The following is a 22,609-nucleotide window of genomic DNA, read 5'->3' as shown; positions in this document are numbered from 1 at the left end:
GTAACGATACGGATAACGGGGGTCAGATCAGGCTGACACGCCCGCCAGGATGACGCTGCAACCGCCCCGCCAGTTCCAACTCCAGCAGGATTGTCAGTACCACCCCGGCAGACAATTGGCAGCCGCGAACCAGTTCGTCAATCAGAACCGGGGTGGGGGACAGGCTCTCAACCACGATGGCACGCGCTTTATCCACCATTTTTTCATCCGGTGCGGCGCTGGGGCCACCCCGGAAGAGGCCGCCGGGCGGTTCCGACAGGGGGGAAAGGCTGGCATTGCGCAGGGCCAGAATCACATCTTCCGCCGTCTCCACCAGCCCTGCACCTTCCTTGATCAAACGGTTGCAGCCCTGGGCGCGCGGGTCCAGCGGTGAGCCCGGCACGGCGAAAACGTCGCGCCCCTGTTCGGCGGCAAAGCGGGCGGTGATCAGGGAGCCTGACTTCAAGGCCGCCTCCACCACCACCACGCCCAGCGACAGGCCGGAAATCAGCCGATTGCGGCGGGGGAAATGGCGGGCCTGCGGTTCGGTGCCGAGCGGTGATTCGGCAATGATGGCGCCGCGCTGCGCCAATTCCCGATAAAGCGCTTCATTTTCCGGGGGATAGATGATGTCGATCCCGCCGGCCACCACGGCGGCGGTGCCTTTGGCCAGGGAACCTTCATGCGCCGCCGTATCAATGCCGCGTGCCAGACCGGACACGACGGTGAACCCGGCATCGGCCAGATCATGGGCCAGTTTTTCGGCCATCTTGCGCCCGACGATACTGGCGTTGCGCGCCCCGACAATGCCCACACAGGGCCGCGCCAGCAGGCCAGGGAAGCCCAGTACGGTCAGCACGGGCGGGGCATCATCCACATTGGCCAGGGGGCGGGGATATTCCGCCTCCCCCTTGCAGATCAGCCGGGCACCGCGTTTTTCCAGCGCTGCCAGTTCCCGTTCCATCTCTGCCTTGGGGGGAATGCGCAACGGTTGTTGCCGCCCACCCTTGCGGGCCAGATCGGGCAGGGCGGCCAAGGCGGCGGCGGCGGTGCCAAACCGTTCAAGCAGCCGGGCAAAGGTGATGGGGCCGACATTTTCTGTGCGAATCAGGCGCAGCCAGTCCATACGATCCTGGCGGGTGAACTGGCTTTGCGGTGCGTGCATCGGGGCGGGACCACATGAAATTCAAGAAGATCATCTTGTAATCTATTCTCGCATTTCGATGCGATCAAAACAAGAACAAATCCGCCAGAAAAAAGGCCGCCACCTGTCTCCCCCGGAAGGGGGGGCAGGGGCGGCCTTCATTGGGGCCGTGAAGCCCGATCTTACTTGCCCTTTGCCGGGGCGATGTTCGGCAGGTCTTCGGACAGGATGGACATGTTGAAGGCGTAGGAGACGTCGCCATCTTCCTCGTCCCGGTACAGCGTGCCAATGAACTCGCCATCCAGCGTCACTTCGACGGGCTGGCCCTTCTTGGCCGGCGGGTTCACGGTGATCTTTTCGTTGCCGAAATTACGGCGGAGATAGGCCTGCAGGCGGGCGATCTCGTTGGGGGTCATGTCTAGTCTCGTTGGTTGCTTGAAACGTCAAGGGCGCCGTCCGCGACACGGACGGCGCCCAACCGTTACGGCAGCGCAACGAAATCGTTCCGCTGCCGAAATCAGTGGGTCAATCAGCCAGCCTTGGCCATGGCGATGACAGTATCGCCCATGCGGTTGGAGAAACCCCATTCATTGTCGTACCAGGACAGGATGCGCACGAAATTGCCTTCCATCACCTTGGTCTCGCTCAGCGCGAAGATCGAGCTGTGGGCATCATGGTTGAAGTCGCTGGACACCAGCGGCTCCGCATAGGCGCCCAGGATGCCCTTCAGCGGGCCGTTGGCGGCCTCGGTGATCAGCTGGTTGATTTCTTCCACGCTGGTGTTGCGCTTGGCGACGAACTTGAAATCCACCACGGAGACGTTCGGGGTCGGAACGCGCAGCGAGGTGCCGTCCAGCTTGCCCTTCAGTTCCGGCAGCACCTTGCCCACGGCCTTGGCGGCCCCGGTGGAGGTGGGGATGATGTTCAGCGCGGCGGCGCGGGCGCGGTGCAGATCCTTGTGGAACGTGTCCACGGTGTTCTGGTCGCCGGTATAGCTGTGGATGGTGGTCATGAAGCCATGGGCGATGCCGATGCCGTTATTCAGCACATAGGCGACCGGGGCCAGGCAGTTGGTGGTGCACGACGCGTTGGAGACGATCTTGTGTTCGGCCGTCAGCTTGTCATGGTTCACACCATAAACGACGGTCAGATCCTCATCCGTGGCCGGGGCGGAGATCAGCACCTTCTTGGCGCCGGCGGTCAGGTGCTTGGAAGCGGCTTCGCGGCTGGTGAAGATGCCGGAGCATTCCAGGGCGATATCAACGCCCAGCTCACCCCAGGGCAACTGGGCCGGGTCGCGCTGCTGCACGGAACGGATGGTGTGGCCATTGACCACCAGATTGCCGTCCACGACCTCCACCGTGCCGGGGAAACGGCCATGCACGCTGTCATATTTCAGCAGATGGGCATTGGACTTGGCGTCGGCCAGATCGTTGATAGCGACGACCTCGATATCGGTCCGACCGCTTTCAAAGAGCGCGCGCAGCACCAGACGGCCAATACGCCCGAACCCGTTGATCGCAACTTTAACAGCCATGCTTTCCTCCGATTGAACGACGCCCCGGCCCAGCGGCCGGCCCATCGATGGCCTACAGCGTCCCACGCCTTTGGTAAACCCGGATTAGCCCGCCTTGTGCCCCGGGACAAGGCGCTTCCGCCTGAATCCGCCATGCATCATGCGCACGGCATTTCGGCTTGGGGGGCACGGTGGACAGCTCTGGCCGGCTGGTCCATAGTAGCTGCATAGATGGCGATATCGACTTTATGACCGAACACGGAATGGTTGCGTTACTCACGCCCTTGAGTGTTCCGTTTGCATTCGGCGTCCCTTGACCGTCGTTCGCGCATTGTTCGTCGGCCACATTGACTACTGAGCCCTTGGCGACGTTGTCTCTCTTCAAGGGCGCCACTTCCTTTCCAGCGGCCAGCTTCGGGAGCACCAAGTTACGGTAAGGGAATTCAAGGGGTGAGCCATGCGAAGGTTCTTTCGACCGACCACAAGGGCGGAGCCACCCGCTTTGAAGATGCCGCAATCCGCAACGATATGCGGCTCATGGCTACACGGATACCAAATCCTGCGCCGTTTCTGACCGATTGACGGCAACGCATTATAACCGGGCCAACCCCGTTCGCATAGATTTTTAATTGCTTATATGTCAACATATTAACTCTTTGATTGAATTTTTCTTGTTTCCCATTATAAATCGTCACTAAACTCGGAAATGCTGAGATATCTATTGATGTGGGGAAAGCATGAGTGACAGTTTCATTGGCGAGACGCGCTACATCGCCGGCACGGTCATCCCTGAGGGCTGGTTGAAATGTGACGGCGCCATATTGCCCGTCAAAAAATATGAAGCGCTGTTTATGGTCATTGGCTGGAAATATGGCGGCACCCCCGGCAGTGGCGAGAACACCACCTTCGCCCTGCCCAACCTGATGCAAACCCCTGAAGCCCGCAGCGGCATGACCCCGATCATCGCCTACAGGGGAATGTTCCCGCAGCAGCGGTAACCTTCACCGGATCGGCACAGTGGTCCGCTTGGCCACCGTGCGCAGGGTGAAGCTGGAGCGCACGCGCGCCACCCCCGGCAGGCGGGTCAACGTCTGGGTATGCAGCCGTTCATAATCGCTGCCATCAGCCACCATGACGCGCAGCATGTAATCACTGTCGCCGGCCATCAGATAGCATTCCATCACCTCCGGACTTTCCATCACCTTGGCTTCAAACGCCCGCAGATCCTGATCCTGCTGCCGGTCCAGGGTGATCTGCACAAAGACCGATGTCCCGCGCCCCAGCGCCGCCGGGCTAACCAGCCCGACATAGCCTTCGATCACCCCATCATCTTCCAGCCGTTTCAGCCGCCGGTGACAGGCTGACGGCGACAGGCCGACCTTGTCCGCGAGGTCGGCCACACTGATCCGGCCATCAGCCTGAACATGGGTGAGAATCTTGACATCAATGGCATCCAGATCAGCTGGCCGCATATTCCACCGCGAATGAATGATTTCATGCACGAAACGTCGAAATGAGGCCATGACGCAAGCCCTCTTTGCAAGGACATTCACCGGCCTTCAGGCGTATCGTTTCTGCACATCCGAACAGGGAGAACAAACATGCTCATCGGTGTGCCGAAAGAGATCAAAAATCACGAATATCGCGTCGGCCTGATCCCCGGTAACGTGCGCCAGCTGGTGGTGCATGGCCATCAGGTGATCGTGCAGAAAGATGCCGGTACGGCCATTGGGCTGACCGACGATCTGTATATCGCCGCCGGTGCGACCATCATCGATACGGCCGAGGAAATCTTCGCCCGCGCCGACATGATTGTGAAGGTGAAGGAGCCGCAGCCCGGCGAGTGCAAGATGCTGCGCCCCGGCCAGGTGCTGTTCACCTATCTGCATCTGGCCCCCGATCCGGAGCAGGCCAAGCTGTTGCAGGAATCGGGCGCCATCTGCATCGCCTATGAAACCGTGACCGACCGCAATGGCGGCCTGCCCCTGCTGGCGCCGATGTCGGAAGTGGCCGGGCGCATGTCCATCCAGGCCGGCGCCCATTGCCTGGAAAAATCCTATGGCGGCATCGGCATCCTGCTGGGCGGCGTGCCGGGCACGCCGCCGGCCAAGGTGGCCATCATCGGCGGTGGCGTGGTGGGCACCAATGCCGCCCGCATGGCCATGGGCCTGGAAGCCCATGTCACCGTGCTGGACAAGTCGCTGGACCGGCTGCGCCAGTTGGATCAGCAGTTCGGCCGCCGCCTGAACACCGTTTATGCCAATGTCGACACCATCGAACAGGCCGTGCTGGAAGCTGATCTGGTGATCGGTGCCGTGCTGGTGCCGGGTGCGGAGGCCCCCAAGGTGGTCAGCCGCGAACTGGTAAGCCGCATGAAGAAGGGTGCCGTGCTGGTGGACGTCGCCATCGACCAGGGCGGTTGCTTTGAAACCAGCCACGCCACCACCCATGCCGACCCCACCTATGTGGTGGATGGGGTGATCCATTATTGCGTGGCCAACATGCCGGGTGCCGTTGCCCGTACCTCCACCTTCGCGCTGAACAATGCCACCGCCCCCTTCGTGCTGGCGCTGGCCGACAAGGGCTGGGTGCAGGCGCTGAAGGATGACGTGCATCTGCGCAACGGCCTGAACGTGGCCAAGGGTGAATTGACCCACCCCGCTATTGCCCATCTGGGCAAGGTGGTCAGCCCGGAATCCCTGCTGGGCTGATCGGGCGAAGGGGCCGGCGGCAATCGCCGGCCCCCCATGCCTTCAAAGCGGGCGGGACCGGGGCATCACACCCCCGAGTCCCGCCTTTTTTCATTCTGCCGCCGGTTTCACCACCGGGCGCGGGCGGCCCTCCTTATCGATGGCGACATAGGTGAACACGCCTTCCGTCACCTTATAGGCCGTACCGTCGATCTTGCGCACCCACACATCAATGCGCACGCGGATGGAGGTGCGGCCCACCCGCTCCACCTCCGTATAGCAATTCACCTCGTCGCCCACGCTGACCGGGCGGTGGAACTTCATCGCCTCCACGCCGACCGTGGCCACGGGCCCGCGCGCCAGACGATATGCGGGTGCCGCACCGGCCAAGTCCATCTGCGACATCACCCAGCCGCCGAAAACATCGCCATTGCCGTTCAAATCCTTCGGCATGGCAAAGGTGCGCGAGGCGGGGGCGTCGCGGTCGAAATCGGGAACTCGCTCAGACATCTCTGCCCTCCCAGGGCAAGCTACAAAATATGGTGGCATATATCGTTCGGAGATACTGCATCTCCTTGAACCTTGGCGTTCCCCCTCCCTATAATGGGGCATGAGCGACCTTTTTCAGAATACCGCCGTCAAGCAGGACAGCTATTCCGCCCAGGACATCGAAGTTCTGGAGGGGCTGGAACCCGTGCGCCGCCGTCCCGGCATGTATATTGGCGGCACCGATGAACGCGCCCTGCACCATCTGGTGGCGGAGGTGCTGGACAACGCCATGGACGAGGCGGTGGCGGGACACGCCAACCGCATCGAACTGGACCTTGCCGCCGATGGCACGGTGACGGTGCGCGACAATGGGCGCGGCATCCCCACCGATGAACATCCCAAATATCCTGGCAAGTCTGCGCTGGAGGTGATTTTCACCACCCTGCATTCCGGCGGCAAATTCTCTGGCAAGGTCTATGCCACCTCTGGCGGTCTGCATGGCGTCGGCTCCGCCGTGGTGAATGCCCTGTCCGATCGGCTGCATGTGGAGGTGGCGCGCGACCGTCAGCTTTGGGTGCAGAACTTCTCCCGCGGGGTACCGCTGGGGCCGCTGACCAGCGGCGGGGCGGTGCAGAATCGGCGCGGCACCACGGTCAGCTTCCACCCGGATGCGGAGATTTTCGGCGCCGATGCGCAGTTCAAGCCGGAACGGCTTTACCGGCTCTGCCGCTCCAAGGCGTATCTTTACCGTGGCGTGGAAATCCGCTGGAGCTGTGATGCCAGCCTGTTGCCGCCGGGCAGTGAGGTGCCGGCGGCAGAGGTGCTGCATTTCCCCAACGGCCTGCTGGATTATCTGACCGGCAGCCTGAAAAGCCGCGCCACCGTTACGCCCAACCCGTTCGCCGGGCAGGCGGATTTCCCCGGCGATGCCGGACGGGTGGAATGGGCGGTGGCCTGGCCGGAAGATGATGAAGGTTTCAGCCACACCTATTGCAACACCATCCCCACGCCGCTGGGCGGCACGCATGAACAGGGCCTGCGCGGGGCGCTGACCCGCGCCATCAAGGGCTATGGCGACCTGCTGGGCAATAAGCGCGCCGCCACCATCACCGCTGATGATGTGATGGAAGGGGCGATGGTGCTGCTTTCCGTCTTCATCCGCGATCCGCATTTCCAGGGTCAGACCAAGGAACGGCTGGTCAGTGCCGAAGCGCAGAAGCTGACCGACGCCGCCATCAAGGATCATTTCGACCATTGGCTTTCCGGCTCCCCCGATGCCGCCAAGGCCTTGATTGAACGACTGATCGAAAAGGCGGATGAGCGGGCGCGCAAGAAGGCACAGAAGGAGATGGCGCGCAAGACGCCCACCCGCCGCCTGCGCCTGCCCGGCAAGCTGGCCGATTGTTCGCGCCAGAGTGCGGAAGATACCGAGATTTTCATCGTTGAGGGCGATTCGGCCGGCGGTTCGGCCAAACAGGCCCGCTCGCGCGAAACCCAGGCCATCCTACCCCTGCGCGGCAAGATCCTGAACGTGGCCTCGGCCAGCGTGGACAAGCTGCGCGGCAACCAGGAACTGGCCGATCTGGCCCAGGCGCTGGGCTGTGGCACCGGCAAGGATTTCAGCGTCGACAAGCTTCGGTATGAACGCGTCATCATCATGACCGACGCTGATGTGGACGGGGCGCACATCGCGTCGCTGCTGATGACCTTCTTCTATCGGGAAATGCCGGCCCTGATCCAGCAAGGGCATCTTTATCTGGCCCTGCCCCCGCTCTATCGCATCGCCGGCGGTGGCAAGGTGCAGTATGCGCGTGACGACGCGCATAAGGACGAGTTGATGCGCAGCACCTTCAAGAATGTGAAGGGCAAGATCGAGATCAGCCGCTTCAAGGGCTTGGGAGAAATGCCCCCGGCCCAGTTGAAGGAAACCACCATGGACCCGAAAAAGCGCATGTTGCTGCGCGTGGTGGTGCCCGACCTGCGCGACCCGGACCAGAAGGATGATGTGGAATCCACCAAGTCCCTGGTGGAAAGCTTGATGGGCCGCAAGCCGGAACTGCGCTTTAAATTCATCACCGAGAACGCGAAATTCGCGCAGGATTTGGATGTGTGATTGAACCGGTCCGGGATTGTAGGCGGCTCCAACGCCTGAGAGGATGGGGCTATCACGAACAAGACAACGAAAAAATTTTCAGCTGATACCAATCTTCCTTGATCGTGACCGATCCAGGGAGATTTTGCGTTCCCTCATGCGCCGGGCGCTGCCATCCGGCAGCTTGGCTTGCACCGCATGTGCGGCGGGCCGGCAGTCGCCGGCCTCCAATCCGCCAAGGGTCAAGCCCTCGGCGGGTTGGTATCAGTTCCGCGTGGAAATCAACAGCTGTTCGGTGGAAACATCCATCACCTTCAAGAACTCTTCGTCGCGCTGTTTTTCCAATTGGCAATCTGTTGGCCAAAGCGAAAGTGATTCTGGTCGTCCAGGCGCTGATAGGCCACTGAATCCATTGACATACGGACTATATGTATGCCAAGTCCGCCGACTTCGCGTTCGTTAATATCAGCGTCGATATCAACAAGGGGGCGTTGCAAGGGGTCGAACGCGGGCCCGTCATCGATTATTTCCGCTTGCAGCATGATATCGCTCAAGCGGATGGCAATTTTAATGCTGTGGCCGTTCTGATTTTCCAGGCCATGCTGGATGATATTGCTCAGCAACTCGTCAAAGCAGAGATTGAACTGGAAAAGGGGCTGGGCGGGAATGTTATTTTGCGTGCAGAATTCTTCAAACGCCGTAGCAAGCCGGCGGATTTCAACCAAATCGCTGTTCAGGACGAGATCAAGGCTGGCAATCTCTTTGATGTCAGGTTGCCCCCGCGTGTTTCCCCCTGTTGTGTCGGGATTGGTGATCAAGACATAGGAACCGACACAGTGTCGGCGCAGGATTGTTGACAGATCGGCGGCACGCGCTTCCAGCGCCACATCGTTGAACCGCTCCATATATTGACGCAGCAACCGTTCGCCACCGCCCGTCAGCAGACCAATAGCCAGAATGTCGGTATCGGCACAGTCCTCGGTATGGAGCTTGCCGGCCCGCCATTCGACCTTGCGTGTCGCGGGCCCGGCACCCCAGCTCAACAGCAGCAGACGATCATTATCGGTGGCGATATCTGCCAGCGCCTGTTCCGCGCTGGCCCCTTGGGACAGCCGTGCGGCAACCAGATTGCCAATGGCACCAGCGCGCAGGATGCGGTCAATTGGGTCGGCCAGTTGAACATTTCCCAACAGAATATATCCGGTTTCTCCCTGCGGGATCAGCCGCAATATGTGCCCCACATCGCTGCCGATATGCCTGCCGACGACTTGCCGACCCATCAATGTGCCGTCGATATCGGGCTGCGTTGCCTCCGTCAGGGTTTCGACCAAGTCGTTGACGGTCCTGAACTGTTCATTTTCAACGCTGAGCCGTGCGGTGCGGTCGCGGCGCGCCCTCAGTACACTGTGCATGGTGCGCAGCGCCTCGTCCAGATCCTCCACTTCCTGAATGCCGCTGATCGCTGGCACGCCTTCCAGTCTGCCTTGCGACAGCAAGCCCATGCGCTGTTCCAGAAGGCGCAGCCGGCGGCTGATAGGGCCGGCAACGGCCAGCATGGCACACAGGCCAGCGACAAACCCAACCGCCAGTAGCCCCAGGGCGATCCAGCGTATGTGCCTTATCTCCGCCGCCGCCCGTGCCGTCGATATTTCCAGCGACAGCATGCCACCCGTTTCCAGGCGGATAGAAACCTGTACCGGCTGATCACCATCCAGTGTTTCCGGCAAAGTCACCACCGGGGCGGCGGCGGTGATCGACGTTGGAACGGCCTGGAACCTGCCTATGGCAAGCTGTTCCAGACCTGTGGCATCGGTCATGCGCAATGCCGTGATCTGATTGGAATCCATGACCCTGGAAAGCGCCGATGGTGCGGGTGGGTTCCCTTTTCCGATCATCCGGGTGAGGGTGACTGCCACGCTTGCCGCCTGCTGCTCCAGCCCCCACAGGGTCTGTTTATAATGCCCCAGCAGAAGCAGGCCACCGCCCAGCCCGGAGAGCAGCAGCAACAGCGGCACGAACAGCCAAGCAATCCGGGTGCGTAATGATAAGCTCATGGCCATGGGCTCACCATATCCCCGGCGCATTCATGGAACGCCACCAGCAAGCCCGGACATTCATTAACGATGGTAAAAAAATGTCCCCGGTTGATGGTAAGGCCGGCGGCACCTTGGGTCAGGTCGGCCACCAGCGGCCCAGGTAGCGGCTGTTCAAACAGCAATGCGCCAGCCCCGATAATGGGGGGCAGGGGCCTTCCCACAAGGGTGACGGCCCCCTGGCGGATAATCAGCAGGTGGCGCAGTGGCTGGTCCGGGCCGGCGATGATTTGCCCTGGCTGCCAGCGGATTTCACGCGATACCCTGGCGATGACGCTCAGTTCCTCCCGACGTAACCTGTCGAAAGGCGGGGTCATGTGCAACTTGAACAGCCGTTCCACGTCGCTCATCCCGCATCCCCCTGGTATGGAGCGAAGGTCATCCGGCGTCCATCGCCCGTCACGGTCAACAGCTGTTCGCGATGCAATGGCACGATACAGGTACCGGGGGGCAGAACCGTGCCATCCGCCAGCGTCAGCCCGATCCGGCTATGCACGGTTACGCCATGCCCCTGCACGCGGAAAAGACACAGCAGATCATGGCCCAGCAAGGGTAACAGCCTGGCTTCCGCCTGCTGTAGGGAACGCGCGTCGCTGGCCAGATGCTGAACCTGAAGATGGCGAATGCGCGCCCGCAGCGGCTCCTGACCCGCCAGTGTCAGCCAGGCGATGGCACCATCCTGAAAGCTGATGGCACCGTCCAGCAGTGTATCACCCGGCACGACCTGACGGGTGGTTGCCGGGGCGCGTTCATTCAGCAGACGCAGCAGGGCGTTGGCGCGCCGTCCCCATTCCGTGCGCCGTTCGGCGGCATCCACCAGCGCCATTTCCTGCTGCACCTCCCCTCGCATTTTGTTAAAGGCCCGTGCCAGATCCTGCAATTCTGTGGCACCGTGGGGTGTAACGCTGACAGCCATTTCACCAGCGGCGAGGCGGAAGCCGGCCAGCTTCATGGCGGCAATCGGGTCGGCAATCCGGCGGGCGGCGGGTAAGGCGACAGCAAGGCTGGTCAGCAGAACGCCGGCACCGATCAGCCCCGCGCTGACCAACGCAACCCTTAACTGACCATTGATGGTAGAGATATCAACATCCGCCCCGACCATCCCCTGGTAATGGCCGTCGGTGGCGGGCAGGGGCACGAAAGCGGTCTTGATCAAACCCCATTGTTGCCATTGCTGAATATCCGTTATGTGGGGCTGGCCCGAATCCAGTACGGACAGGATGTTGCCGGCATCTGCTGCCGGCAAACTGTCGATTGTGCCCGGGGGTGAGTGGTTTTCGTCTGTATTGGCATCCAGAACATAGATGATATCCAGCCCCCCCTTTGGGGCCTGGGTATAAAGATATGTCAGACCCAATTCCTTTCTAATCTGTCGCAGGGGGGCGACGGCTTTCTGGAAAAGGTCGCTGTTTTCAATCTCTTCCCCCTGTTGGCCCGCGCGCACGGCGGCCAGCAGGGTGGCGTGTTCCGCTGGATCGATCAGGGATGAAACAGTGGTACCCACGGCAGTCAGTTTCGCATCAAACCCGGCAATGATGCTGTTGCGCATCTCCTGATAGGCGATGATCGCGACGATCAACGTTGTTGCCACCAGGGCGGGGATCAGCGCTGCCAGCAACAGCCCCTGCAGGCTGTATCTTATTCCCCGGATCATGCCGCCACCCGCTGCTGGAACAGGCGGGTTGCCAGCCTTGGATAGGCTTGCGCTGCCGCCAGGATGACCTGGGCCGGGATTACCAGAACCTCGCCATCCGCCATGAATGCTTCACTTTCATAGCGGGGGCGATGCAGTGCCTCCATGCCGATCAGGCTTGGGCTTAGATGTTCCGTCTTGCTACCGTCCGGGTGGGTCAGTATGGCAGCGCCACGCAGGATCAGGAACAGGTTGTCGGCGCGTTCACCGGGCTCGAACAGGGAGGTTTCGTCAATCTCGCACTGTTCGCTGGCGGCCACGATGGTGAGCAGATCGCGCAAGGGGGAGGATTGAAATAGGTCGCAATTGGAAAGGGCAGCCAGTTTCGCCACGGGGGTCAGGCGCAGGCTGCTGCTTTCAAGATGCAGCAGGTCCAGTACCGTCTGTTGTGTCAAATCCGAACGGCCTTGGCGCATGCGGCCCCGCAGGGCAGGCAGTGCCCGCTCCCCCTCAAGATCGCGCAGTGCCTGCGCAGCGGCGGCGGCCTCCAGCGGCATTTCGCTTTCAAGCGCGCGGCGGAAAAAGTCTCCAGGGGCGGTTGCGGGGGCGCTGCTGGCGTGGCGTTGCCGCCGCTCCTGGCTGGCACTGACATTCACCAGCCCCCGGATCAAACTGAAAACCGTGTGATCGGCGGCCTGTTCCAGCGCCTCCAGTGCGTTTGCCCTGACCTTCGGATTATCAGACCCCAGGGAAGCCACCAGGAGTTCAAAATTCGGCAACCCGCCGCCCAAGGAGACCAGCAGCAGGGTCAGTTCCAGGCAATCCTGCTGCTGGTCATGATAGACCCGGCGCAACATCATGCAACCGGTCGACCCGTCCAATGTCGGGACAAGCTGTTGGTTCTGTTCGGCCGTATAGGCATGGCGCAGTTCCGCCGCAGCCAGCCCGCGCGTTGCTGCGGCGAATTGGGTGGCGGAAAGGCGGGCCAGCGTTCGGGCGGCCACCGCCCGGCTGCCAAAGCCGTACTGCCGGTCGCGCAAGACCCGCACCAGCGTGGGAATAGCCGCTTTTCCAAGCCCGGCGGCCGCCTTTTCCAATGCGCGGCGTTCGAACGGGGTCAGCAGATCGGCCAGTTCCAGCAGGGGAAGCAGCACGGTTGGATCATTGGCGGAGGTCAGCACCGCAATCCCGACGGCGCGTGTTTCGGGCGAGGCCCGGCGGATCGCCGACAGAATATGCTCCGTCAAATGTAAGGTCTTCAGCGGCCCCATTTCGTGCAGGGCGACCAGCGCGCCGTGCCGCACCTCGGGCGCGGCGTCGGTAAGAAAATCTATGATCAGGTGCGCGAAACGCTCCTCACCCAGCCGGCCCAGGGCTTGCACCGCGGCCAGCCGTTCCTGTTCATCACCCTTGCGCAGTTCGCTGAGGCGGGTAAGTGCTGTTCGGCAATGGTCTGGGTCGCTGCTATTCCAAAGGGCGATGACGGCGGCGGCGGCCATGTCGGGTTCCGCCAGCCGCTGGTGCAGCCCCTCAATGCGGCCCCGGTCCAGCAGATAATGTGCCCCAAATTCCGCCACCATCGCAGGGCGCGACCACAGGGCTGCGCGGGACGGGTCATCAGCCAGATGCAACAACTGCCGGCCCGCCCCATCCGCCAGCACCCGGCGAAGCAGGCGCTGTGCCTCCACCTGCCCGCGGGGACTGGCACCATCAATGAATTGCAGCAGCAGCTTCAGATCGGTGGTAAGCCATTGGCCGGGCTGGATCAGCATATCCAGCGCGCTGATCTGCACGTCTTCCGGTACCACGGGATCGGCAGCCAGCCGGCGCAGTGACTGCAATTCCTGTTCATCGCGTGCTGGCGAATGCTCGCGTCCGAAATCCAGCCACCCGTGACGCAGGTTGGCGACCATGGATTGCCGGTAACTGCCACGCAGCGCGAGGACCAGCAGAATCAATGCCAGGGCCAGCAGCATGGCGACGGCGGATAATTGTTCCGGGCTCAGGTCATTGCGCAGAAGCAACAGGGCGACACCGGCAAAGGCGGTGACAAAGGGCTCGCACAGCCCTTCCACCACGGTGCGCACCTGCTTGCGGTATTTTTCATCAATCGCGTTGAACAGGAAATTGAAGTTATTGAAGTCAATGGCCGGCACGACGCCCTGCAGCAGCATGAAACCCAACAGCGCGGGCCCCAGGCCGAAATCTGCGAAATAGAAGCTGAACACAAGCATATAGGCGCTGGGAACGATCAAGGCCACCGAACGGACGCCAAGCCGCAGCACCAGACGGTTGAAGACAAACAGATTGATGACCAGTGTCAACGCACTGGCCGTTCCGTAAAGCTCCCCAAAAAGCCGGGCCAGATCTGTTTCATCCCGTCCTTGGGCAAAGACGGATAGATATTGGAATTCGTTTATGTTCCCCATCAACAAGGACAACAGGAAAACCCCGACTACCATCGGGATATAGCGCGAACTGCGCAGACCCTCACCGATGGCGGCCAAGGTTTTGTGCCCCGTCTCGCCTGCATCCAGGTCTGCGTGTTCGCTTAATTGCGGCCAGCGACGTTTGATTGTCAGCAGCAAAGGCAGCGTTGCAAGGGCCAGCGCTGCCCATAGCAGGTAAAGCGTGGCAACCGGCAGATGTTCGGCAATGGTATTGACAATGGTGCCCCCGGTGATGCCGCCCAGGGCCGTACCGGCGCTCAACAGCGCGAACAGCCGCTTTCCGTCCTGAATGTCGAAGTAATCATCAACAAAGTTCCAGTACAGGGTATAAAGGCCGATAAACCAGATGGCGGAATATAGCCGAACCAGATAAGGCAACCCCTGCGCGACCAAGGGCGGCAGGATATCGGTATTGGACAACCCCGTCCATACAAGGACGCCACTGGCCGTCAGCACCAGCAGGGCCAGCGTCAACGCACCATCCGCACCAAACCGACCGGAAACATAGGCCATGGTGGGTGTGTAGATCAGCATGGCCCCCGCCGTGGCCATGTAGATATAGGGCAGGTTGGCGGCCCCCGCCCCGGAAACGAACAGCGCGTCCCCCGCGCTCATGCCGATGCTGAGGCCGGTTTGCAGAAGAAAGGCAAGGGATGCAAAGGGTAGCAGCTTTCCAAGGTCGTCGCGGTCAAGCCCGAATGCGCGCAGGATCGCGTTGATCATAGGCCCTAACCGGATTACCGCAGAGCGTGCGGACGTTGAAGAATTGTACAATCACGTATGACCGTGATAACGCATTTTTGCAAGGTCATGTGAGCCCTGTTGTCTGGGCCTTTGGCATGGGGGAAACAGGGATGACAGCAAACGTCGTCAATTCCGGTCCAGTGCCCGGACAGGCAGGATGATCATGAGATATCGGCTGGATATCAGGGCCAAGCTGCTGCTGCTGCTGTTTGTTTTCAGCTTGGCCAGTGCCGTCGCCTACACATGGTTCTCATACCACCGTGAACGGGCGGCAACGTTGGCCGGGATTGATGCACGCCTGTTGGCAGCCGCCCGCGCGGTGGAGCTTTATACCGGCCAGGAGTATCATGATAGGATCGTCGGGCCTGATTCCGTATCCGAGGCTGATTACGAACGGATCATGCGGCGGCTCAACGCGTACGCCCGCGAAACAGGCTTTGCCTATGTCTATACCTATATGCAGTTCGGCGACAGCATCCATACAACGGCGACCAATGCCACGGATGAGGAGTTTGCCGATGGCACCTACGACCGTTTCTTTCATCTTTACGACACAGCGTCGCCCGTCCTCTTTCAGGCATTCAGGACAAAGCAGATCCAGTTCGATGATAATTTGACCGACAGTTACGGCACCTTCCGATCTGTCTTCGTGCCCGTCACCACCCCATCGGGCAAAGTGTTTGTTGCCGGTGCCGATCTCAGCGTCGATTTTGTGCGTCAGCAGACCAATGCCGCCCTGCGGGGTGCCCTGCTGATCGGTGGTGTCGGGTTCCTGTTGATGTTCGTTGGTGGCCAACTGGTCATTTCACGGATCATCAAGCCCCTGACCGTGCTGACGGAACGCACCCGCACCCTGGTTGGCGAGAGCATTGACAAGGACGGGGCGAACAAGATCGCGGAGATTGCGGGCCAGCGCCGGGATGAGGTTGGTTCCCTTGCCCAGGCTTTGACGGAGATGATCCGGCGGCTGGGTGTTTATGTGGAGGCATTGAAGGAAACAACCGCCGCCAAGGAACGTGTGGAAGGTGAGTTGTCGGCTGCCCGTGAGATACAGCTGGGCCTGCTGCCCCGGCGCGATCCGCCATTTCCGCAACACCCACAGTTCGACCTGCATGGCTTGATGGAGCCTGCCAAGGCTGTTGGTGGCGACCTTTACGATTACTTCATGATCGGGGAGGACCATCTGGTCTTTATCGTGGGGGATGTCTCCGGCAAGGGGGTCCCCGCGGCGCTATTCATGGCGGTCGCCAAGACCCTTTTCAAAGGAAACTCCATAGCAGCCCCGACACAGCCGCCGCTGGATATTGCCAAGGTGGTGGAACTGCTGAACCGTCAGCTCTGTGATGAAAATCCGCAGGAACTTTTCATCACCGTATGTGCCGGCATCCTGAATATCCGTACCGGGCAGGTTGATTTCTGTGACGGGGGTCATGACGCGCCGCTGATCTTGGCCGCCGACGGAACCATCCGTAAGGTGAAAAAGGTCCAGGGGTTGGCGCTTGGGGTGATGGATGATTATCCTTACGAGGCTGGCCAGTTCCGGCTCAATCCCGGCGACACGCTGCTGCTTTACACCGACGGGATCACAGAGGCGATGGACCCTGAAGGTCGCCTTTATGGTATTGAACGGCTATGCGGACGGCTGGCTCAAATGTCCCTTGGCACGGCACCACGCGGCCTGAATAACTGGGTTCGTGACAGTGTTGCCGTGTTTGCGGACGGGGCCGAACAATCTGACGACCTGACCCTGCTGGCCATTCGGTTTCTGGGGGAGGGGGCTCGTGTCTGATCCGATCGGGACCGCCGCAGTGGTCGCCGAATTTATGCACCTTTATCCGGGGGCCTGGGCGCAGGAGGGCATTCCAGACACGGAGATTGATGCGCTGATCGCGGCCAGCAGGGGCGATCTGGCACGTTTCCGGCGCTATCTTAAACGTCGCCTGCATGGTGATCCGCTGGCTTACATTCTGGGCCAGATCAGCTTTGCCGGACGTCAGTTTGCCATTGACCGCCGTGCCTATGTCACCGACCCGGAGACGGTGCATCTGGTGAAGACGGTCGGTGATTGGGCGCGATTGCAGCCTGCCCCACTTCGCGCAGCAGAGATTGGGGTGGGGGCAGGGGTGCTGGCCATCACCCTGCTGCTGGAGGTGCCGGGACTGTCGATTACCGGGCTGGAACTGGATGCGGCGGTCATTGATCTCTGCCGGGAGAATGCCGCGCGGCACGGTGTGGGGCTGGAGGTGCTTGAAAGCGACATGTTCGCAGCCTGGGGGGATCGTCCCCCGCCCGATATCGCCTATGCGGACCTGCCCTGGGGCGACGATACGACCCTGTATGGCGATGATCGTGACGCCGGCCATTATCACAATATGCCGCCGACATCGGCGTTTCCGCTGTCGGGGCGTACCGGCACGCATCAGGAACTGGTGCGGGCCGTGCAGCAATTGGGTTGGCCCACCCAGCTTTGGCTGAATTGCGGTACGCTGCCTGATAGTGACATCGCCGATATCATTGGTGCTGCCGGGAAGATGCGCGTCAATGTTCTGACCGCTGCCCCCAATGTTCGCCTGCTGCATCTGGCTCCTTCAGAAGGCTGATTGCGGCGTTCATGTACACTGCATTTGGTTGCTTGCGTAATTCGGGCGATGGCGTAAGCCTTGATATGGACTGATGGGCGGATCGCCCCCCGCGAAGTTGCATTGTCATTGAACTCGTAAAAGGCACCTTATGCAGACGGATGATCAATCGGCCCCGCCGGTCCCCGAAACTGCACGCCCCCTATATCCAAATGCCTTTGCATTGGGTGAGGGCTATCCTACAGAAGCTGACTGCACCATCCTCCGGCAGGAAGCGGGCAAAGGGCAGGGTGTCTATGCCGTGCGCGCCTTCAAGGCCGGGCAACGTATTGCCAGGGTCAGCGGATCGATCAGTCATGCGGTGATGCAGCATACGCTGCAGATCAGTTCCGGCGTTCATCTGTATGATCCCTATTTCAGCGGCTATCTGCTGCATTCCTGCGATCCGAACTGCCGCCTCGACATGCAGCGTTTTGAACTGCTGGCGCTGCGGGACATCGCGCCGGGTGAACCGATGGTGATTGATTACGCCTACACTGAGGATGTGCTGTTCAAGCAATTTCCCTGCCTGTGCGGGGCACCCAACTGCCGGGGGTGGATCATCGGTCGGCGTGAAACGCCCAGGAAATAGGTAGGCGGTATCATGGTTGATTTCTGGTGGGCGCGCCCGGACCTACGCTATGTCAGCAACCGGCTGCTGCTGGGCGGCCACGATTTGGCCGCCGCCGCTGCTGCTGCGGGTGGTCCCGCCTTTTTCTATTCCGGTGAACGGGTGCTGGACAATCTGCGCCGGTTGAAGCGGGCGTTGGATGCCACGGGCATGGATAGTTCCATCCGATATGCCATGAAGGCCAACCGTTTCGCTCCGCTGCTGACCTGGATGAAGATGTCGGGCCTGTGCGGTATCGACGCCTGTTCCCCGGCAGAGGTGCGTCACGCGGTGCAGTGCGGTTTTGACACCGCAGAGATTTCATATACGGCGACATCCGTTTCTGACGCCGACCTAGCGGTTCTGGCGCGGCAGCCGGGCATCTGGATCAATGCGGACAGCCTGTCGATGATCCGTCGATTAGGCAGGCTGATGCCCGGCCGGTCCATCGGTATCCGGGTCAACCCCGCGATGGGGGTGGGCTATGGTGACAATGATTTGCTGTGCTACAGCGGCGACCGCACGTCCAAATTCGGCATCTATCGGGAGCAGTTCACCGAAGCGCTGGAACTGGCACGGCAGGCGGGGTTGACCGTCGACGGCATCCATTTTCATGTCGGCTGCGGTTATCTGAACGCCCAGTTGGATGCCTGGGGGTCCGTGCTGCGGGAATGCCGCTGGTTCCTGGATCAACTGGACCGGCCACGGCTGGTCAACTTGGGTGGCGGGCTGGGCGTTCCGCATGTTGCCACTGATCGTCCGCTGGATTTGGACGCCTGGTCGGCACTGATCCGGCAGAACTTCAGCGGTTATGGCGTATCGGTCTGGGTTGAACCGGGTGACTATATTGTCAAGGATGCCGGCGTGCTGATGCTGCAGGTGACACTGGCTGAGGAAAAGCGGAACACGCTGTTCTACGGTGTTGATGGCGGCTTCAATCTGGCGATTGAGCCCGCTTTTTACAACCTACCCTGTGAACCGGTGCCTGCGGTGTTGAATACGGATGTGGCCGAAGCCTGGGCTCCATCAGCGCTTAAACAAGCCACCATTGCCGGCAATATCAACGAAGCGTTGGACCTGTTTGCCCAGAACAGGCCGTTACCGGTCATGCGGGAGGGAGATTATCTGGCACTTTTGAACGCTGGCGGCTATGCAGCGGCCATGGCATCCAATCATTGTATGCGAAGCCCCGCAACAGAACACCTGCTGTTGCAGGGCGTTGTTGCTTAAGCAATTCGCAGCGAAAGCATAGCCATAACCGCCCGTGGGCCATCCATGCGCGAAGATACCTTAGTAATACCATCGGTCAAAATTCTTGACCGATGGTAATGCTGCGACTGCCGGCTCAGCACCTCGTGGCGCGTAAGCCAAGGGCGCGGATGCGCCCGCCCGGCGCATGAGGGAGCGCAAAACCTCCCTGGATCGGTCACGATCAAGGGAGATGGGTATGAGATGCCTCTTCCGGCGGGCATCGTTCGGGATCTGTGTCTGATGCCCCCGTCAAGCCAGTCGCAGCGTTTCTTCAGGGGGGCAGCTCTCATAACGATATCTTGATCCCGCAGCACTTGTCATTCACCCTTGTCAGTTGTGGTCAAATGCCGTTGTGTCCGCTTGGCGGGTGGGCGGTGCTGAAGCAGGGGAATGTCAGGGTGGGAGATAGCGATGCGATCGGCCGGCCGCTGCTTGGGCGTGTGCTGGTCATCTTCAATGCCAGGCTGGCACCACGGCGCCGCGACCGCATGGTGCTGGTCCTGGACAGGTTGCGCCGCGCCGGGCTGGAGGTGCTTTTGCAGGAGGCACCCGGACGCGATGCGGTGGAGCAGCTGGCGGCTAAGATCGGTCAATATGGGGCGCTGGACGCTGTTATCGTGGCCGGAGGCGACGGCACCCTGAATGCCGTGTTCAACGGCCTGCCCGCGGGGATAGACTTGCCCATCGGGCTGATCCCACTCGGTACCGCCAATGTTTTCGCCACAGAAATCGGGCTTGGCAGTGGCATCGACGCTATTGCCGATACGCTGCTGGGTGGCCTGGAACGCAACATCCATCTGGGCACCGGCGGGGGACGGGTTTTCCTGCTGATGGCGGGTGCCGGCTATGATGCGCGCGTGGTGGCGGGTGCCAACCTGCGGCTGAAACGCTTCATCGGTAAAGGTGCCTATGTGCTGGCCGGTCTGGTGGGCCTGCTGCGCTTCCGTCGCCAGCGTTACCGCGTCTTGCTGGATGACGGGGAATATGAGGCGGCATCGGTAGTGGTGTGCAAGGGGCGGCATTATGGTGGCCGCTTCATCCTTGCACGCGACGCCGATTTGACATCGGGCATCCTGCAGGTGGTGCTGTTCCCGCAGGCCAGCCGCCGCGCCCTGCTGCGCGATGTGCTGGCCGTGCTGTGCGGGCGGGTACATTTGCTGCCGGATGTGCGCATCATCCCTTCGCGCCGGGTGGTGCTGGAGGCGCGGGATGCGGACGATACTGACGCCCCGGTTCAGCTGGACGGCGATCTGGGGGCCCAGCTGCCCATTACCCTGACGCTGCATCCGCAGCGCCGCCGGATCATCGTGCCGGCCAGTTCGCCGCTTCCAGCCGGCTCAACACCTGCCGCAGGTCCAGCTGTGCCGCCATGAATTCCTGCCGGTTATTATACTCGGTGAAGGGGCGTTTGGGATCGGGTTCGACATCGCTGTTCAGCACGGGATCGAAGCGGATGAACCGATCCTCCAGCAGACGGCTGCACTGGTAATTGATGGCCTGCATGTTGCTCTCCATCACCACCTTGATGATGGCGATCGGATTATCCTTATCCAGCAGCCACTTGCCATAGCCGACATCGCCGCGTGTGAGCGGCATGTAGGTACTGGTGATGCCTTGGCCAAGCGACAGAACCTCGACCTGCGGCAGGCTCGTATCCTCGAAATCCAGGGCCGTCACCACCGCGCACAGGGCGGGATTGTTGGCGAACAGCCCCCCATCGATATGGCCCTGATAGACAGGATGCACCATGGGAATGGAACTGGACCGCATACAGATGTCCAGCACCCGGTCATCATCATCCAGCAGTTCGGGCAGCAGGTTGTGATAGATGCGCACCGACCATTGCCGTCTTTCGCGCAAGGATGCTTCATTATCCAGACAGAAGCTGGGAATCAGCAGCTTGCGCGGCAGGTCGGAAAGTCGCCTGTCGCCCAGCATTTCCTCCAGATTACGATAGATTGAGGCATGTGTCATGAAGGCGCTGAGCCCGGCCAGTGCCATCCAGGAACGGGAATTCTTTTGTTTGGACTGGGCAAAGGGTCGCCAGCGCCGCCAGAACTCGATGGCGTTCTTCACGCCTTCGCGTGGGGTGGCGGCGGCGGCGATGAGGGCTGCGGAGATGCTGCCCGCCGACGTGCCGGCAAAGATGTCGATACTGTCCAGCAGGCCCGGCCGCTCATTCTCCAGCCGCAGCAGGATGCTGTTCATCAGCAGGCCGCGCGGCCCGCCATCAAGCGCCAGGATACGGATGGTCGACATGACGCCTCGGTGGTTCTCGGGTTGCTTCAGCTGGCATGGGATCTCAGCCCGGAGAGGATGTCCGTCACATGTTCCAGGACTGCTGCCTGGGCGGAGCGGATGAAGAAATGGTCGCCTTCAAACAGGCGCGTGGTCAAGCCCTGGGGTGCCTGTGTCTGCCATGCCTCCAACTCGTCGGGTCGCGCCATCGGGTCGCGCGTGCCGCCCAGCGCTGTGACCGGGCAGGGGGCGGGGGTGTCATCGTCGTGTCGGTAGGTCTCGTTAACCGCGAAATCAGCGCGCAGCATGGGCAGCAGGAGTTCCATCAGCTCCGCATGGTCGAACACGGCGGCAGGTGTGCCGTTCATGCGCCGCAGACGAGCCAGGAACTGGTCCTGCGGCAGAGCGTGCGCCTGTTCGAAGGGGTCGGGCAGGTGGGGCGCGCGCCGGCCGGCCACAATCAGATGGTCGGGCGGCCGGTGCCCGCGGGCGGCCAGGCGGCGCGCTGTCAAAAAGGCCAGCAGTGCTCCCATCGAATGCCCCAGGAAACAGACCGGCCCCGAAAGGGCGGGCGCCAAGGCCTCGGTGATCGCCTCTACCATTGGTGTAGCACGGGCGTAGGGTTCTTCTCCGATTCGTGTTTCCCGTCCCGGATATTGCACCGCCACTACGTCCACCCATGCCGGTAAGCCCCCTGGCCAGGACCGGGCCATGGAGGCGGTGCCACCGGCATGGGGAAACGCCACCAGCGTCACGCAGGGTTGCGCAGACCGGTGCCAGGGCACGATCCACGGTGTCTGCTTGCCGGACAGGGCGTTCTTTGGCAATGTTGGGTCGCTTGCAATATTAGAATAAGTCATTTCAGACCATGCCCAGCCAAAATGAATATAGCTTGCGAGTAGACAGGAAAGCCCGCCCGGTTCGTGCTGGTGTGCAGCGCATATATAATTCATTTGCCCTCCGCACCGCTAATGGATTAAGACAAATTAACCAACGTATGCGATACCGGTTTCTCCGGGGTGCCTTTCCCAAAGATCATAAGCGGCGTGTTTGGCGTCGCCG

Annotated in this window: 19 protein-coding genes; 8 read left to right on the top strand and 11 right to left on the bottom strand. The window is 61.1% G+C overall.

The window, feature by feature from the left end; translation table 11 throughout:
- Window positions 1-22 precede the first annotated feature (22 nt).
- The 3 genes from dprA to gap all read right to left on the bottom strand — a co-directional run bounded on the left by dprA (window position 23) and on the right by gap (window position 2,660).
- Window positions 23-1,144, bottom strand: coding sequence for a DNA-processing protein DprA (dprA, locus tag CHB97_RS20625; RefSeq protein ID WP_089289900.1), 1,122 nt, complete (start codon window positions 1,142-1,144; stop codon window positions 23-25).
- 161 nt (window positions 1,145-1,305) lie between these two features.
- Complete coding sequence (locus tag CHB97_RS20620; protein ID WP_089289899.1) at window positions 1,306-1,539, bottom strand: DUF3126 family protein; 234 nt, start codon at window positions 1,537-1,539, stop codon at window positions 1,306-1,308.
- Between the two features lie 113 nt (window positions 1,540-1,652).
- Window positions 1,653-2,660, bottom strand: a complete 1,008-nt coding sequence (gap, locus tag CHB97_RS20615) for a type I glyceraldehyde-3-phosphate dehydrogenase (protein ID WP_089289932.1) — start codon at window positions 2,658-2,660, stop codon at window positions 1,653-1,655.
- A gap of 716 nt (window positions 2,661-3,376) precedes the next feature.
- Here gap and CHB97_RS20610 point away from each other — a divergent pair.
- Window positions 3,377-3,637 (top strand): phage tail protein, encoded by a 261-nt coding sequence (locus CHB97_RS20610; protein WP_089289898.1) that lies wholly within the window; start codon window positions 3,377-3,379, stop codon window positions 3,635-3,637.
- A 3-nt stretch (window positions 3,638-3,640) separates the two neighbouring features.
- Here the strand turns inward: CHB97_RS20610 and CHB97_RS20605 are convergent, their stop codons facing one another.
- Window positions 3,641-4,111 (bottom strand): Lrp/AsnC family transcriptional regulator, encoded by a 471-nt coding sequence (locus CHB97_RS20605; protein WP_089289897.1) that lies wholly within the window; start codon window positions 4,109-4,111, stop codon window positions 3,641-3,643.
- Window positions 4,112-4,240: 129 nt separating this feature from the next.
- Between CHB97_RS20605 and ald the strand changes: the two genes are divergently transcribed.
- On the top strand, window positions 4,241-5,350 hold the full coding sequence (gene ald / locus CHB97_RS20600; protein WP_089289896.1) for an alanine dehydrogenase: 1,110 nt from the start codon (window positions 4,241-4,243) through the stop codon (window positions 5,348-5,350).
- Between the two features lie 90 nt (window positions 5,351-5,440).
- On the opposite strand, the gene CHB97_RS20595 is transcribed toward ald, so the two are convergent.
- Complete coding sequence (locus tag CHB97_RS20595) at window positions 5,441-5,839, bottom strand: acyl-CoA thioesterase (RefSeq protein ID WP_089289895.1); 399 nt, start codon at window positions 5,837-5,839, stop codon at window positions 5,441-5,443.
- Window positions 5,840-5,939: 100 nt separating this feature from the next.
- Here CHB97_RS20595 and parE point away from each other — a divergent pair, with 100 nt between their 5' ends.
- Window positions 5,940-7,931 carry a DNA topoisomerase IV subunit B gene (parE, locus tag CHB97_RS20590; RefSeq protein ID WP_089289894.1) on the top strand — a complete coding sequence of 664 codons (1,992 nt, stop codon included), beginning with the start codon at window positions 5,940-5,942 and terminating at the stop codon, window positions 7,929-7,931.
- A gap of 293 nt (window positions 7,932-8,224) precedes the next feature.
- Here parE and CHB97_RS20585 read toward each other — a convergent pair whose 3' ends face one another.
- From CHB97_RS20585 to CHB97_RS20575, 4 genes are read right to left on the bottom strand one after another with little or no spacing between them, the layout of a single operon-like run.
- On the bottom strand, window positions 8,225-9,970 hold the full coding sequence (locus CHB97_RS20585; protein WP_160106093.1) for an ATP-binding protein: 1,746 nt from the start codon (window positions 9,968-9,970) through the stop codon (window positions 8,225-8,227).
- Window positions 9,961-10,353, bottom strand: a complete 393-nt coding sequence (locus CHB97_RS26155) for a cyclic nucleotide-binding domain-containing protein (protein WP_143271079.1) — start codon at window positions 10,351-10,353, stop codon at window positions 9,961-9,963. Before CHB97_RS26155 ends, CHB97_RS20585 begins: the two co-directional genes overlap by 10 nt.
- A complete protein-coding gene (locus tag CHB97_RS20580) occupies window positions 10,350-11,657 on the bottom strand; it encodes a HAMP domain-containing protein (RefSeq protein WP_089289892.1) in 1,308 nt (435 codons plus the stop codon). The genes CHB97_RS26155 and CHB97_RS20580 overlap by 4 nt, the downstream gene beginning before the upstream one ends.
- Window positions 11,654-14,809 (bottom strand): HEAT repeat domain-containing protein, encoded by a 3,156-nt coding sequence (locus tag CHB97_RS20575; RefSeq protein WP_089289891.1) that lies wholly within the window; start codon window positions 14,807-14,809, stop codon window positions 11,654-11,656. The genes CHB97_RS20580 and CHB97_RS20575 overlap by 4 nt, the downstream gene beginning before the upstream one ends.
- 178 nt (window positions 14,810-14,987) lie before the next feature.
- Here CHB97_RS20575 and CHB97_RS20570 point away from each other — a divergent pair, with 178 nt between their 5' ends.
- The 5 genes from CHB97_RS20570 to CHB97_RS20550 all read left to right on the top strand — a co-directional run bounded on the left by CHB97_RS20570 (window position 14,988) and on the right by CHB97_RS20550 (window position 20,682).
- On the top strand, window positions 14,988-16,619 hold the full coding sequence (locus CHB97_RS20570; RefSeq protein WP_089289890.1) for a PP2C family protein-serine/threonine phosphatase: 1,632 nt from the start codon (window positions 14,988-14,990) through the stop codon (window positions 16,617-16,619).
- Window positions 16,612-17,430, top strand: coding sequence for a methyltransferase (locus CHB97_RS20565; protein WP_089289889.1), 819 nt, complete (start codon window positions 16,612-16,614; stop codon window positions 17,428-17,430). Before CHB97_RS20570 ends, CHB97_RS20565 begins: the two co-directional genes overlap by 8 nt.
- A gap of 130 nt (window positions 17,431-17,560) precedes the next feature.
- Complete coding sequence (locus tag CHB97_RS20560) at window positions 17,561-18,040, top strand: SET domain-containing protein (RefSeq protein WP_089289888.1); 480 nt, start codon at window positions 17,561-17,563, stop codon at window positions 18,038-18,040.
- A gap of 12 nt (window positions 18,041-18,052) precedes the next feature.
- Entirely contained in the window at window positions 18,053-19,288 is a 1,236-nt protein-coding gene (locus tag CHB97_RS20555) for a diaminopimelate decarboxylase (protein ID WP_089289887.1), read from the top strand.
- 419 nt (window positions 19,289-19,707) lie between these two features.
- On the top strand, window positions 19,708-20,682 hold the full coding sequence (locus CHB97_RS20550; RefSeq protein WP_160106091.1) for a diacylglycerol kinase family protein: 975 nt from the start codon (window positions 19,708-19,710) through the stop codon (window positions 20,680-20,682).
- Here the strand turns inward: CHB97_RS20550 and CHB97_RS20545 are convergent.
- A complete protein-coding gene (locus tag CHB97_RS20545; RefSeq protein WP_089289885.1) occupies window positions 20,612-21,568 on the bottom strand; it encodes a patatin-like phospholipase family protein in 957 nt (318 codons plus the stop codon). The genes CHB97_RS20550 and CHB97_RS20545 overlap by 71 nt on opposite strands.
- 26 nt (window positions 21,569-21,594) lie before the next feature.
- On the bottom strand, window positions 21,595-22,407 hold the full coding sequence (locus CHB97_RS20540) for a thioesterase II family protein (protein ID WP_160106089.1): 813 nt from the start codon (window positions 22,405-22,407) through the stop codon (window positions 21,595-21,597).
- Window positions 22,408-22,609: the final 202 nt, after the last annotated feature.

It is taken from the genome of Azospirillum sp. RU38E (assembly GCF_900188385.1).
GTDB lineage: Bacteria > Pseudomonadota > Alphaproteobacteria > Azospirillales > Azospirillaceae > Niveispirillum.
This window is presented reverse-complemented; position numbering and strand designations above follow the sequence as displayed.